At 52.1% G+C, this 13294-nt stretch carries 11 protein-coding genes and 6 tRNA genes; 8 read left to right on the plus strand and 9 right to left on the minus strand.

Features of this window, described 5'->3' with window-relative positions; all coding sequences use genetic code 11:
- Nucleotides 1-15 precede the first annotated feature (15 nt).
- Nucleotides 16-303: a hypothetical protein gene (locus M3090_RS01725; protein ID WP_249053686.1), complete on the plus strand. Its 288-nt coding sequence runs from the start codon at nucleotides 16-18 to the stop codon at nucleotides 301-303.
- Between the two features lie 229 nt (nucleotides 304-532).
- Here the strand turns inward: M3090_RS01725 and lipB are convergent, their stop codons facing one another.
- Nucleotides 533-1198 carry a lipoyl(octanoyl) transferase LipB gene (gene lipB / locus M3090_RS01730; RefSeq protein WP_249053817.1) on the minus strand — a complete coding sequence of 222 codons (666 nt, stop codon included), beginning with the start codon at nucleotides 1196-1198 and terminating at the stop codon, nucleotides 533-535.
- A gap of 106 nt (nucleotides 1199-1304) precedes the next feature.
- Between lipB and M3090_RS01735 the strand changes: the two genes are divergently transcribed.
- The 7 genes from M3090_RS01735 (at nucleotide 1305) to M3090_RS01765 (ending at nucleotide 8872) form a co-directional block, all read left to right on the plus strand.
- Nucleotides 1305-2144 carry a helix-turn-helix domain-containing protein gene (locus M3090_RS01735; protein ID WP_249053687.1) on the plus strand — a complete coding sequence of 280 codons (840 nt, stop codon included), beginning with the start codon at nucleotides 1305-1307 and terminating at the stop codon, nucleotides 2142-2144.
- Between the two features lie 122 nt (nucleotides 2145-2266).
- On the plus strand, nucleotides 2267-3115 hold the full coding sequence (locus M3090_RS01740) for a DUF3298 and DUF4163 domain-containing protein (protein ID WP_249053688.1): 849 nt from the start codon (nucleotides 2267-2269) through the stop codon (nucleotides 3113-3115).
- 11 nt (nucleotides 3116-3126) lie between these two features.
- Complete coding sequence (gene rsmG, locus M3090_RS01745) at nucleotides 3127-3765, plus strand: 16S rRNA (guanine(527)-N(7))-methyltransferase RsmG (protein WP_249053689.1); 639 nt, start codon at nucleotides 3127-3129, stop codon at nucleotides 3763-3765.
- 11 nt (nucleotides 3766-3776) lie between these two features.
- Complete coding sequence (locus M3090_RS01750; RefSeq protein WP_249053690.1) at nucleotides 3777-4418, plus strand: MBL fold metallo-hydrolase; 642 nt, start codon at nucleotides 3777-3779, stop codon at nucleotides 4416-4418.
- 240 nt (nucleotides 4419-4658) lie between these two features.
- Nucleotides 4659-7508 carry an aminomethyl-transferring glycine dehydrogenase gene (gene gcvP, locus M3090_RS01755; protein ID WP_249053691.1) on the plus strand — a complete coding sequence of 950 codons (2850 nt, stop codon included), beginning with the start codon at nucleotides 4659-4661 and terminating at the stop codon, nucleotides 7506-7508.
- Nucleotides 7509-7656: 148 nt separating this feature from the next.
- Nucleotides 7657-8262 (plus strand): ribosome biogenesis GTP-binding protein YihA/YsxC, encoded by a 606-nt coding sequence (yihA, locus tag M3090_RS01760; RefSeq protein ID WP_249053692.1) that lies wholly within the window; start codon nucleotides 7657-7659, stop codon nucleotides 8260-8262.
- A gap of 4 nt (nucleotides 8263-8266) precedes the next feature.
- Entirely contained in the window at nucleotides 8267-8872 is a 606-nt protein-coding gene (locus M3090_RS01765) for a DUF4923 family protein (protein ID WP_249053693.1), read from the plus strand.
- Nucleotides 8873-8951: 79 nt separating this feature from the next.
- Here M3090_RS01765 and M3090_RS01770 read toward each other — a convergent pair.
- The 8 genes from M3090_RS01770 to M3090_RS01805 form a co-directional block, all read right to left on the minus strand.
- Nucleotides 8952-9024, minus strand: a tRNA-Gly gene (locus tag M3090_RS01770).
- Nucleotides 9025-9047: 23 nt separating this feature from the next.
- A tRNA-Leu gene (locus M3090_RS01775) sits at nucleotides 9048-9129 on the minus strand.
- 33 nt (nucleotides 9130-9162) lie between these two features.
- Nucleotides 9163-9235 (minus strand) — tRNA-Gly (locus tag M3090_RS01780).
- Nucleotides 9236-9248: 13 nt separating this feature from the next.
- Nucleotides 9249-9332 (minus strand) — tRNA-Leu (locus M3090_RS01785).
- Between the two features lie 44 nt (nucleotides 9333-9376).
- Nucleotides 9377-9458: transfer RNA gene (locus M3090_RS01790), tRNA-Leu, on the minus strand.
- Nucleotides 9459-9506: 48 nt separating this feature from the next.
- Nucleotides 9507-9579: transfer RNA gene (locus tag M3090_RS01795), tRNA-Gly, on the minus strand.
- A gap of 110 nt (nucleotides 9580-9689) precedes the next feature.
- Nucleotides 9690-10826 carry a carboxynorspermidine decarboxylase gene (nspC, locus tag M3090_RS01800; RefSeq protein ID WP_249053694.1) on the minus strand — a complete coding sequence of 379 codons (1137 nt, stop codon included), beginning with the start codon at nucleotides 10824-10826 and terminating at the stop codon, nucleotides 9690-9692.
- Nucleotides 10827-10853: 27 nt separating this feature from the next.
- Nucleotides 10854-13124, minus strand: coding sequence for an ATP-dependent helicase (locus tag M3090_RS01805; protein WP_249053695.1), 2271 nt, complete (start codon nucleotides 13122-13124; stop codon nucleotides 10854-10856).
- Nucleotides 13125-13294 lie beyond the last annotated feature (170 nt).

Genomic DNA, 13294 nt, shown 5'->3' on the forward strand with positions numbered 1-13294 from the left:
TGATTAGATAGAAATATGCCGTTTCAGAAAGGACATAAAAAGATAGGAGGACGCAAGGCTGAAACACCCAACAAGGTGAAAAAGGACTTGCGTACCCGAATCAGCATGTTCTTGGAGGACAACTTCGACGAAGCCATCAACACCTGGAAAGGCATCAAAGAGCCGAAAGAGAAAGTAAAACTCTATGTAGATTTAATGAAATTTGGCATCCCCACGCTACAAGCCGTCTCACTCGACGCTACCATTACCCAAGAGAACAGCGTGGAAGATGACCTCAAAGAATTGTCAAAAGACAATGAATAATTATACTACTTTTATACTACTTTTTTAAAGCACGTGACAAAGCAGAAGATATTTCATAAATAGGGTCAAAATAAGGGTCAAATTATTATCATTATAACATTTCAAACTGTTTATCAATAAATTAATTAAAACAAAAACAAGCTTCCCAAGCTGAGGGTCACGAGTTCGAACCTCGCTTGCCGCTCCAATATTGAAAAAAGCAACCGGATGCGTATCCGGTTGCTTTTTTTCATTCACGCCTCAACAATTGCAAAAGTTCTTGCCACAAATGAGATTTTACATCCTCAATATCTATTTCCCTCCCAAGCTCTTTTTGCATCGAAGTAACTCCTTTATCCACAAAACCGCAAGGATTAATATAACTAAAATACCGCAAATCTGTATTTACGTTCAAAGCCAACCCATGCATGGTCACAAAATGACTGGCATGTACACCTATGGCACAAATCTTACGAGCCTGAAGCTTATACGCATCCAGCCAAACTCCCGTAGCATTTTCCAAACGAATCGCTTTAATCCCGTAGACCGCACAAGTACGGATAACAGCTTCCTCTAATACATATATATAATTACGAAGACTCAATGAGAAATCCTCCAAATTAAGAATAGGATAGCAAACCACTTGACCCGGGCCATGAAAAGTTATATCTCCCCCCCGGTCAATATGGTAAAGCTTTGCCCCGATACGCTGCAACTGTTCTTCTCCCAACAACATATTGCTCGCTTTTCCGCTACGTCCTAACGTATAAACAGGAGGATGCTGACACAAAACAATGCTGTTCACATAATCTTTTCCTGTCAATTGAGCATCGACCAAAACATCGAAATATTCCTTCTGCCTTTTCCAAGCTTTATCATATTCGATAACTCCCCAGTCTGATATTTCAGTTTTCACATTTCTCATCACATTCTTTATTTAGGCTTAAATGATTCATGCAAAAATAGGAACAATTCTCCGAAAAGTCCTATCTTTGCTCACCATAAATAAAAGAAATATCGACATGCGTACGGATTTTCCACAAGTAGATTTACCGGTAGATATCATTGCTTGGTCAGAAGTCACAGAAGAAATTCTGAATATCTACAAACAAGCATGCCGTCTGAAAGCGTGCATCTTTGCTCTTTGTCGGGAAGGTACTATCACAGTATCCATCAATTTAATGGAAACAGAAGTGAAGCAAGGAGATTTTATCATTCTATTGCCGGGATCTATCATCCAGTTTTACGGACAAAAAGAAAAGTTCAAACTCTCTTTCGTTGGTTTTTCCTCACATTGCTTGACTGGCGTCAACCTGATTCAATCTGCCCCCAGTTCCTTTACAACCATACTTGAATATCCTGTCCTGAACCTCAATGATACATTATCTTCTTACGTGAAAGATTATTTTGCACTACTGGACAGAGTCACAACCGGACCTTATCCACCAGACACACGCATGGCTCAACAGATACTGACAAACCTGTTGTATGTAGTAGAGAAATTATACGGCACTTGCCCAAAGACCGAGAAACGGCCTCAAAACCGGAAAGAAGAAATCTACCGCAAGTTCATTCAACTGGTCATTGAAAACTATATGCATGAGCGACATGCCCAATTCTATGCTAACTGCATGGGCATCTCGTTACAGCATTTAAGCACCACCGTCAAACAAGTGACGGGCAAGAATGTGCTTGACATCATAGCCAATGTTGTATTAATAGACGCCAAAGCCAAGCTAAAATCAACAGACATGACGGTACAAGAGATTGCTTATTCGCTCAATTTTCCCAGTGCTTCATTCTTCGGCAAATATTTCAAACGCTACATGGGCATAAAACCGCTGGATTACAGGCACGCTTAAAGCCGCCTTGCAACAAAAACAAAGATTTTTTCTGCCAACAATAAAGCAGGTTCGGCAAATATATCCTATATTTGTCGATAACGATTAAATAACCAGATGTTGTATTATAAACAAAATTCGATATGAAGAAACAATTTGTCAGTTTACTTGTCCTTTCGCTTGCGACAAGCTTTTTTTTATTTTCCTGCGATAACAAAGCGAAACAAAATACAGGAGCCCTTGAATTTGACAGTATCCAAGTAAACACTACGGAACATCTTTTTGGCGACACTGCTAAACCGGCATGCAACCTGGTAATAAATTTTGCCTGTGTCACGCGAGCAAACGACAATGTAATGAAGGACAGTTTAAACCAGTATTTCCAAAGACTGTGCTTCGGAGACTCAAGCCTCACGGTACCTCCTCAGCAGGCTGTAGAAAACTACCGGAAACGATATGTCAGCAATTACCGTAACGATTTGGAAGAGCTCTACCAAAAGGAGGAGAAAGAATTTGGAGATGCCGACCAGAAAGCTTGGTATTCTTACTATAAGTATATACAAAGCCACGTGCAATTCTACCAAAAGGACTTGCTGGTCTATCGCACACGCTACGAAGAGTATACAGGCGGAGCTCATGGCATCTACATGACTTCGTTCTTGAACCTTGACTTGCGCACACTAACCCCCATTCACCTGAACGACCTCTTTGCCGAAGGATATGAAGAGGCACTGACTGACCTGCTATGGAATCAGTTGATGGCGGACAACCGGGTAGCCACGCGAAAAGAGCTGGAAGACTTAGGGTATGGAAGCACCGGAGACCTGACTCCGACTGAGAATTTCTGTATTACCCCCCAAGGAATCACATTCTTTTATAACGTTTACGAAATCGCGCCTTATGTGATGGGAGCTATTGAAATCACGCTGCCTTATGACATCATGTCACACTTGCTCGACGACAGATATAAGATACTGGACTCGGTGAAATAGGAAAAAGACTTATGGAACTGATACAAAAATACTTTCCCGAATTGACTGAGAAACAAGCCGGTCAATTTGCGGCGCTGCAAGAGCTGTATACCGACTGGAACGCTAAAATCAATGTGATTTCCCGCAAGGACATCGGCAACCTGTACGAACGGCACGTGCTCCATTCGCTGGGAATTGCCTGCGCCATCCGTTTCCGCGAGGGTACGAAGGTGATGGATTTTGGCACGGGCGGCGGATTTCCGGGCATACCATTGGCCATACTGTTCCCCGGCGTGCAATTCAAATTGGTGGACAGCATTGGCAAGAAGGTGCGTGTGGCGCGCGAGGTGTCCGAAGCCATCGGCCTGGAAAACACGACTTTCGCACACGAACGGGTCGAAGACGAAAAGGGGCTGTTCGAGTTTGTCGTAAGCCGAGCCGTCATGCCACTACCGGACTTGGTGAAGATTTGCCGGAAAAACATCGCCCGTGAACAGCACAACGCACTGCCCAACGGGCTTATCTGCCTGAAAGGCGGGGAAGTGGAAAACGAAATCCGGCCTTTCCGCCACGAGGCCCTGACGTGGGAGTTGAAAGACTTTTTCGAGGAAGAGTTCTTCGAGACCAAAAAGGTCGTGTTCGTCGCCATCAACAAAGGAAAGAAATCCTAATATAACAAGCCATGAAGATTAAACGATTTGAGTTCAATATGTTCCCCGAGAACTGTTACGTGCTTTGGGACGAGACCAACGAAGCGGTCATCATCGACCCGGGCTGTTTTTACGAAGAAGAAAAAATAGCTCTGAAAGACTTCATCCAGAAAGAAAAGCTGGACGTGAAACATCTGCTGAACACACACCTGCACGCGGACCACATCTTCGGCAACCCCTTCCTGCTGCGCGAGTTCGGGCTGAAGGCCGAGGCCAACCAGGCCGACGAGTTCCTGCTGGACGAGGCGCCCAAGCAGAGCCGCATGTTCGGCTTCCAGTTACAAGAGAAGCCCGTGCCACTGGGTGGGTATCTGCACGACGGCGACATCATCACCTTCGGGCGCACGCGCCTGGAGGCCATCCACGTGCCCGGCCACTCGCCCGGAAGCCTGGTCTACTACTGCGCGGCCGACCGCTGCATGTTCTCGGGCGACGTGCTCTTCCAAGGCAGCATCGGCCGGGCCGACTTGGCAGGGGGCAACTTCGACCAATTGATAGAAAACATCTGCAGCCGGCTGTTCGTCCTGCCCAACGACACTGTGGTCTACCCCGGTCACGGGGCGCCCACCACCATCGGCATCGAGAAGGCAGAAAACCCGTTCTTCCGCATATAAAGGCAGACGCCCGTCCCTGTTCGGACACTCCGAATGCCTATACTCGGACATCCCGAATGCCTATACTCGGGCATCCCGAATGCCTATACTCGGGCACCCCGAATGCCTATACTCGGACACCCCGAATGCCTATACTCGGACACCCCGAATGCCTATACTCGGGCATCCCGAATGCCTATACTCGGACACCCCGAACAACAGCAAACAACTGTCAACACATTTACCTAACTATTAATGAATATGAAACACCCCTTCTACACCCGCCACATCGGCATCAATGCCGAAGACGAAACCCGCATGCTGCAAAAGATAGGCGTGGAGAGCCTGGACGAACTGATAGACAAGACCTTGCCCGCCGACATCCGCCTGCAGTCGCCCCTCGACCTGCCCGAAGCCATGGACGAGCACGAGTTTGCCCGCCACATCGCCGCGCTGGCCGCCAAGAACAAAGTGTACACCTCCTACATCGGCCACGGCTGGTATGACACCGTCACGCCCGCCGTCATCCAGCGCAACGTGTTCGAAAACCCCGTGTGGTACACCTCCTATACCCCCTACCAGGCCGAAGTGTCGCAAGGCCGCCTGGAAGCACTGATGAACTTCCAGACCGCCGTGTGCGACCTCACCGGCATGCCCCTGGCCAACTGCTCGTTGCTGGACGAAGGCACCGCCGCAGCCGAAGCCGTCACCATGATGCACGCCCTGCGCCCCCGCGACCAGCAGAAAGCCGGCGCCAACACCGTCTTCGTCGACGAACGCATCTTCCCGCAGACGCTGGCCGTGATGCGCACCCGCGCCGTGCCACAAGGCATCACCCTGCGCGTGGGCCGCTACGAAGAGCTGGAGTTCACGCCCGACCTCTTCGCCTGCGTCCTCCAATACCCCGATGCCGACGGCTCCGTCCGCGACTACCGCACCTTCGTCTCCCAAGCCCACGAAGCCCACTGCAAGGTGGCCGTCGCCGCCGACATCCTCAGCCTGGCCCTGCTGACGCCTCCGGGCGAATGGGGCGCAGACATCGTCTTCGGCAGCACCCAGCGCCTGGGCACGCCACTGTTCTACGGAGGGCCGTCGGCTGCCTACTTCGCCACACGCGACGAATACAAGCGCAACATGCCGGGACGCATCATCGGCTGGAGCAAAGACAAGTACGGACACCTCTGCTACCGCATGGCGCTCCAGACGCGCGAACAACACATCAAGCGCGAAAAAGCCACCTCGAACATCTGTACCGCCCAAGCCCTGCTGGCCACGATGGCCGGCATGTACGCCGTATGGCACGGCCCCGAAGGCATCCGCGACATCGCCCTGCGCATCCACCAGACGGCTGCCCTCGTGTCCGACACGCTCGAAGCCTGGGGATGCCGCCAACTGAATCCGTACTTCTTCGACACCCTGCACATCGGCCTGCCCCACGGCACCGACACCGAACGGGTGCGCACCGTAGCCCTGGCACACGACACCAACCTGCTCTACCTGCCCGACGGCACCATCAGTCTGAGCATCGACGAGACCACCGACCGGGTCGCCCTCAGCACCCTGCTGGGCATCTTCGCCGAAGCCCTGGGCCAAACACAAGCACCCACGCCCGGCGAACTGCCCGCCGCCTGCCGCCTGCCCGAAACACTGAAGCGCACCTCCGCCTACCTGACGCACGACATCTTCCGCCTCTACCACACCGAGACAGAAATGATGCGCTACATCAAACGCTTGGAGCGCAAAGACATCTCGCTGGCCCACTCGATGATTTCCCTCGGCTCGTGCACCATGAAGCTGAACGCCGCCGCCGAAATGCTCCCGCTCAGCCTCGCCGCCTTCAGCGGCATCCACCCGCTCGCCCCGCTGGACCAGGCCGAAGGCTGGCAAGAACTGATACACAACCTGTCGGAAGAACTGAAGACCATCACCGGCTTCTCCGGCATCAGCCTCCAGCCCAACTCGGGCGCCGCCGGCGAATACACCGGCCTGCGCGTCATCCGCTCCTACCTCGAAAGCATCGGGCAAGGACACCGCCACAAGGTGCTCATCCCCGCCAGCGCCCACGGCACCAACCCGGCCAGCGCCGTACAGGCAGGCTTCACGCCCGTCACCTGCGCTTGCGACGACCACGGCAACGTCGACATGGACGACCTGCGCCGCAAAGCTGAGGAGAACCGCGACGACCTGGCCGCCCTGATGATTACCTATCCGTCGACGCACGGCATCTTCGAGACCGACATCGTAGAGATATGCCGCATCATCCACGCCTGCGGCGCACAAGTCTATATGGACGGTGCCAACATGAACGCCCAGGTGGGCCTGACCAACCCCGGCACCATCGGCGCCGACGTCTGCCACCTGAACCTCCACAAAACCTTTGCCTCGCCCCACGGCGGCGGAGGCCCCGGAGTAGGCCCCATCTGCGTGGCTTCTCATCTCGTCCCCTTCCTGCCCGGCCACGCCCTCTTCGGCAACGACACGAACGAAGTCGCCTCAGCCCCCTGGGGCAGTGCAGGCATCCTGCCCATCACCTACGGCTACATCCGCATGATGGGAACTGAAGGACTGACCCGCGCCACAAAGATTGCCATCCTCAACGCCAACTACCTGGCCGCCTGCCTGAAGGACACCTACGGCGTAGTCTACCGCGGCGCCAACGGCTTCGTGGGACACGAGATGATTCTGGAATGTCGCAACGTCCACACCGAAACAGGCATCAGCGAGAACGACATCGCCAAACGACTGATGGACTACGGCTACCATGCCCCCACCCTCTCGTTCCCCGTGCACGGCACGCTGATGATTGAACCGACCGAAAGCGAAAGCCTGGCCGAACTGGACAACTTCGTCGATGCCATGCTGACCATCTGGCAAGAAATACAAGAGGTAAAGGACGGTCGCGCCGACCGCACGGACAACGTGCTGCTGAACGCACCCCATCCCGAATACGAAGCCGTGGCCGACACGTGGGAACACTGCTACACACGGCAGAAGGCCGTATATCCTACGCCGGCCGTGCGCGACAACAAGTTCTGGATCAACGTGGCCCGCGTGGATAACACGCTGGGCGACCGCAAGCTGCTGGCCACCCGCTACGGTTCGTTCGACTGAGCGCCACCAACCCGGACTAACGGTTAGCCTACCCTGGACTAACCGTTAGTCTACCCTAGACTAAACGTTAGTCTAAGAGCAAACAGATGTTAACAGGAAAGCTGAATTGTATAAAAACATTAATAACATCCCTTAAAACGCACCGAAAATGGAAATAACATCCGCCGAGTTTGTCATCAGCAACACCGACGTGCGGAAATGCCCGCCGACGACCTGCCCGGAATACGCCTTCATCGGACGCTCCAACGTGGGCAAATCCAGCCTCATCAACATGTTGACAGGGCGCAAAGGCCTCGCCATGACCTCCGCAACTCCTGGCAAGACCCTGCTCATCAATCACTTCCTTATCAACAAAAGCTGGTACTTGGTGGACCTGCCGGGGTATGGCTATGCCCAACGGGGCAAAAAGGTGCAGGAACAAATCAAACGCATCATAGAAAGCTATATCCTCCACCGGGAACAAATGACATGCCTTTTCCTGCTTATCGACAGCCGCCTACCTCCCCAAGCCATCGACTTGGCGTTCATCGAATGGCTGGGTGAAAACTGGATTCCTTTTGCCATCGTGTTTACCAAAGCTGATAAAGTGAGCAATGAGAAGCTGGGTAACAACATAAAAACATATCTGAATAAATTAAAGGAACAGTGGGAGGAACTTCCCCCTTACTTCATTACTTCTTCGGAGAAACGCATGGGACGTAAAGAAATATTAGATTACATAGAAAGCATCAACAAAGAACTAAATTTACAATAAAGCAATGAGAAAGACGATTTACTTCAAACAAATGCTTGCCGTGGCTATCTTCTTGTTTGCCACAAGCGTTCAAGCACAAGGACTTAAAGACTTATTAAACAAAGAGAACATCGAAAAAGCTGTTAACAGCTTGACAGGCAAGAACACGGCCAGCATGACCGGTACATGGGAATTTTCAGGAGCCGCACTGGAGTTTGAATCAGACAACCTGCTTCAGAAAGCGGGAGGCAGCCTGGCTGCCACGGCCGTAGAAAAGAAGCTGGACGGCTTTTTGGAAAAGGTAGGGATAGAGCCAGGCCAAATGAGCTTCACGTTCAACGAAGACAGCACTTTCCAGACTACCGTGAAAGGTAAAAACCTGAAAGGAAATTACAGTTACAACGAAGCGACCCAGAAAATCAACCTGAAGTTTGCCAAGCTGATAGGCATCAACACGAAGGTGAATTGCACCTCTCAACAGATGGAGCTTTTGTTTCCTTCTGACAAGTTGTTGGACTTGATTAGTTTCCTAGCCAGCAAAAGCAACAACAGCACTTTACAATCTATCAGTTCGCTAGCCGACAGTTACGACGGAATGATGCTGGGATTTACCCTGCAAAAACAGCCTTAAATCATCCGCCGGTTACCAAAAGAAAAGTCCCGCAAGAAATTCTTGCGGGACTTTTCTGCTTACAAAACCAATAAAACAGAGCGGCAAACGAGACTCGAACTCGCGACCCCGACCTTGGCAAGGTCGTGCTCTACCAACTGAGCTATTGCCGCATAAGATGGTGACTCTGATACAGTGCCCAAAACAGGACTCGAACCTGCACGCCTCGCGGCACACGCACCTGAAACGTGCGCGTCTACCAATTCCGCCACTTGGGCCTCACCATCTCAATATTTCAAATATCACTAAAGAGCGGCAAACGAGACTCGAACTCGCGACCCCGACCTTGGCAAGGTCGTGCTCTACCAACTGAGCTATTGCCGCATGCTTCCCGAGGTGAAGAGAAGGAGACTCGAACTCCCACGACATAATTGTCACTACCCCCTCAAAGTAGCGCGTCTACCAATTCCGCCATCTCTCCAACATTCAAGAAATCAAAGAGCCGCTTCGGCTTTTTGTGTTTAGTGCCCAGAACAGGACTCGAACCTGCACGCCTCGCGGCACACGCACCTGAAACGTGCGCGTCTACCAATTCCGCCACCTGGGCATTTCCTCTGTCAAACCTGACACAGACACAAAAAGTCAAAGAGCTGTGAGCGGCAAACGAGACTCGAACTCGCGACCCCGACCTTGGCAAGGTCGTGCTCTACCAACTGAGCTATTGCCGCTTTTGCGGTTGCAAAGGTAGACATTTTCCCGGAACTGACAAGCATTCCAGTTGTTTTTTTTCGTAACAAAATCTGTTTCCCTTCGCTAACTATAAACAAGCATCTCACAATCAGTCCATTCTATCCCGATAATCTTCATAAGAAAAACGGCGGTATATCTCGGCCCGACCGTCTTTTGTCCACAAAGCAATGGCCGGGTGATGGATGCCGTTGAACATAGTGGTCTTGACCGTTGTATAATGTATCATGTCTTCGAAAACGATGCGCTCTCCCACTTGCAGTTCGTGGTCAAAGCTCCAAGAGCCTATATAGTCACCACTCAAACAAGAATTGCCTCCCAGACGATAGACATAAGGTCCTTCGGCTCCGATACGGGCACCTCGTACGGCCGGCTGATAGGGCATCTCCAAACAGTCTGGCATATGACACGTAAAGCTGACATTGAGAATGGCGGTACGTATCCCACGGTTCTCCACCACATCTACCACCTCGGAAGCCAAGACACCTGTCTGCCAGGCAAAAGCCGAACCTGGCTCCAAGATAATCTGAAGATGCGGATAACGTGTCCGCAAGCCTTGCAACAACTTAATCAGGTGCTCCACGTCATAATCCTTGCGCGTCATCAGATGGCCGCCGCCCAGGTTCAGCCACTTCAGTTGGGGGAACCAGCGCGAAAATTTCTCTTCGATATGCACCAAGGTACGCTCCAGCTCGTAGGAAGAAGACTCACAATGGCAATGGCAATGAAAGCCTTCGATGCCTTCGGGCAAGAGCGACGGAAGTTGTTCGGCCATCACTCCGAAACGAGTGCCTGGTGCACAGGGATTGTATAGTTCTGTCCCTACCTCCGAATACTCCGGATTGATGCGGATACCGCAAGATATACCTCCATGTGCCTGCACGGCCGGGTAGAAACGGCGATATTGCGACAGGGAGTTGAAGGTGATGTGGCTGCTGCATTGCATGATGCCGGGAAAGTCTTCGTCCGTGTAAGCCGGCGAATAGGTATGCGCCTTGTTTCCAAATTCTTCCAAAGCCAGCCGGGCCTCGTAGAGCGAACTGGCCGTGGAAGCCTGAACGTATTCCCGGAATATCGGAAAGGAACGCCACAGGGCAAATGACTTGAAGGCCAGTATGATTTCGACGCCAGCCCGGTCGGCCACGCTTTTTATCAGCGAAAGATTCTTCCGCAACAAGTTTTCCTCCATGATGTAGCAAGGAGAGGGAAAAAGAGAAAAGTCTATCATTGTCTATCAAACTATTGGATTGGTTATTCATTCTACCACTTTGAAGCGGGCAAAGCGCAATAAGAGTTGCTTCTCGCCCACGTTCTCAAAACGGATGGTGGCTTTGACATTCTCGCCGGTTCCTTCCACACGCAGCACGGTGCCCATGCCGAAACGTTCGTGTTCGATGGTCTGTCCTGCGTGCAAGGACGCGTTTCCTGCGGCAGCAGCTACGGAAGGGGAAGAAGAGGCGGGTACCCGTTTCAGATGCCGGGGCAACTCTGAAGAGGCAACCAAAGGTCGTGAAGAAAAGAGGGGGCTTTTCCCTTCGGTCAACCGACGCGGCTTTTCGCTATTGGGCAGGTCAAGATAGCAAGCATCAATATCACGCAAGAAACGGCTGGGGGCACCGAACTCCATCTTGCCGTAGCGCATACGGGTTTTGGCATACGACAAGTAACAGCGCTCTTCAGCCCGGGTGATGGCGACATAAAACAGGCGGCGCTCTTCTTCTTGAGCGCGGGGAGAATCATTGGCCATCGAGCTCGGGAAGAGGTTTTCCTCCAAACCTACTACAAAGACATTGCGGAACTCCAAGCCTTTGGCGGCATGCACAGTCATCAGCGTGACTTTGTCGTCGCCGTCTTCACCGTCTGAATCCTGGTCTGTCAACAACGATACTTCAGACAAGAAGTCGATGAGCGAAACGTGCGTATTGCCTTCTTCCAGGCGTTGGGCACAGAAGTCACTGATGCCGTTGGCCAGCTCTTCGATGTTCTCCTTCCGGCTGAGGTTTTCGGGAGAATTGTCTTGGCAGATGTCGGCCATGATGCCCGACGCACGGATGATTTCCGTCCCTGCCTCATAGGCGTTGCGTTCGGCTGTAAAATCCATGAGTCCTGCCACCAAATCGCGGAATCCTTGCAGTTTGCCTGCCGTTCCTTTGTTGAAGTTCAGCCCGTAGGTCAGAGGCTCACAAAGAATGTTCCACAGGCTGACGGCATGTTCGTTGGCGGCATCGATGATTTTGCCTAACGTCGTGGCTCCGATGCCTCGCGCCGGATAGTTGATGATGCGTTTGAAGGCTTCTTCGTCGTTCGGATTGGCAACCAGACGGAAATAAGCTATAACGTCCTTAATCTCTTTGCGTTGGTAGAAAGACTGCCCCCCATAGATGCGATAGGGTATCATCCGTTTGCGCAACGCCTCTTCGAAAATGCGGCTTTGGGCATTGGTACGGTAAAGGATGGCGAAGTCCGACCAGGAACCCTGTCCGCGGCGGTGCAGCTCATTGATTTTGTTGGTCACAATCTCCCCCTCTTCCACATCGCTGTAAGCCCGAAAGACGCCCAATGCGTCGCCTCGTTCTTTTTCAGAAAAGACTTCTTTCCGAATCTGATACTGGTTCTTGGCTATCAGGCTATTGGCCGCCTTGACAATGGTCTGCGTAGAACGGTAGTTCTGTTCCAACTTAAAGATGCGCGTGCCGGGAAAAGCTTTGGTGAAGGTCAGGATGTTGTCAATATCTGCCCCACGGAACGAGTAGATGCTCTGCGCGTCGTCGCCCACCACGCAGACGTGCCTGTGCTCGGCAGCCAACTGAAGCACGATGCTGTGCTGGGCAAAGTTGGTGTCTTGGTACTCGTCCACAAGGATGTATTTGAAATGCTCGCGGTACTTGGCCAACACCTCCGGATGGTCGCGGAAAAGCAGGAAAGTATAGAGCAGCAAGTCGTCGAAGTCCATCGCATCCGCCTTGCGGCAACGCTGCCAATAGCGCTCGTAGACATCGCGCACGGCCGGCATCCGAGCCGCCTGGTCAGCCTGGAAAGCCTCGCGGCTGTTTGCGTAGAGAGCGGGCGTGACCAGATGGTTTTTCGCGTTCGAGATGCGTGCCTGCACCACGCCCGGCTTGTACACCTTATCGTCCAATTTCATCTCTTTCAGGATGTCGCGTATCAGGCTCTTGGAATCGGCCGTGTCGTAGATGGTAAAAGCCGGCGTGAAACCCAGCTTGTCAGCCTCGGCATGCAGGATGCGCAAGAACATGGAATGGAACGTGCCCATCCACAGCCGCCGGGCACTTTCGATGCCTACCTGGCGGGCAATGCGTTCCTTCATCTCACGAGCGGCCTTGTTGGTGAATGTCAGCGCCAGGATGTCCCAAGGCTGATAACCATTCTCCAACAGATAGGCAATCTTGTAAGTCAACACCCGCGTCTTCCCCGAACCCGCCCCGGCTATCACCAGCAGAGGTCCGTCGTTGTAGAGCACAGCGGCACGCTGGCTGTCGTTCAACTCATTGATGTAATCGGACATATTCTTGTATGGGTTTAGTCGTGAAAATCCGGGCGAAGTTACGCATATATCCCCTGCCTACCAAACAAGAAAGGAAATAAATACACTGGCATGTGTCCACAGCCCGCGTCGGCCGCGGCTGGTACGAACCGGAAGCAAGGCCACCACGCACCGGAAGCGAGGCTATGACG

The organism is Bacteroides sp. ET71 (assembly GCF_023336905.1).
Taxonomy (GTDB): Bacteria; Bacteroidota; Bacteroidia; order Bacteroidales; family Bacteroidaceae; genus Bacteroides.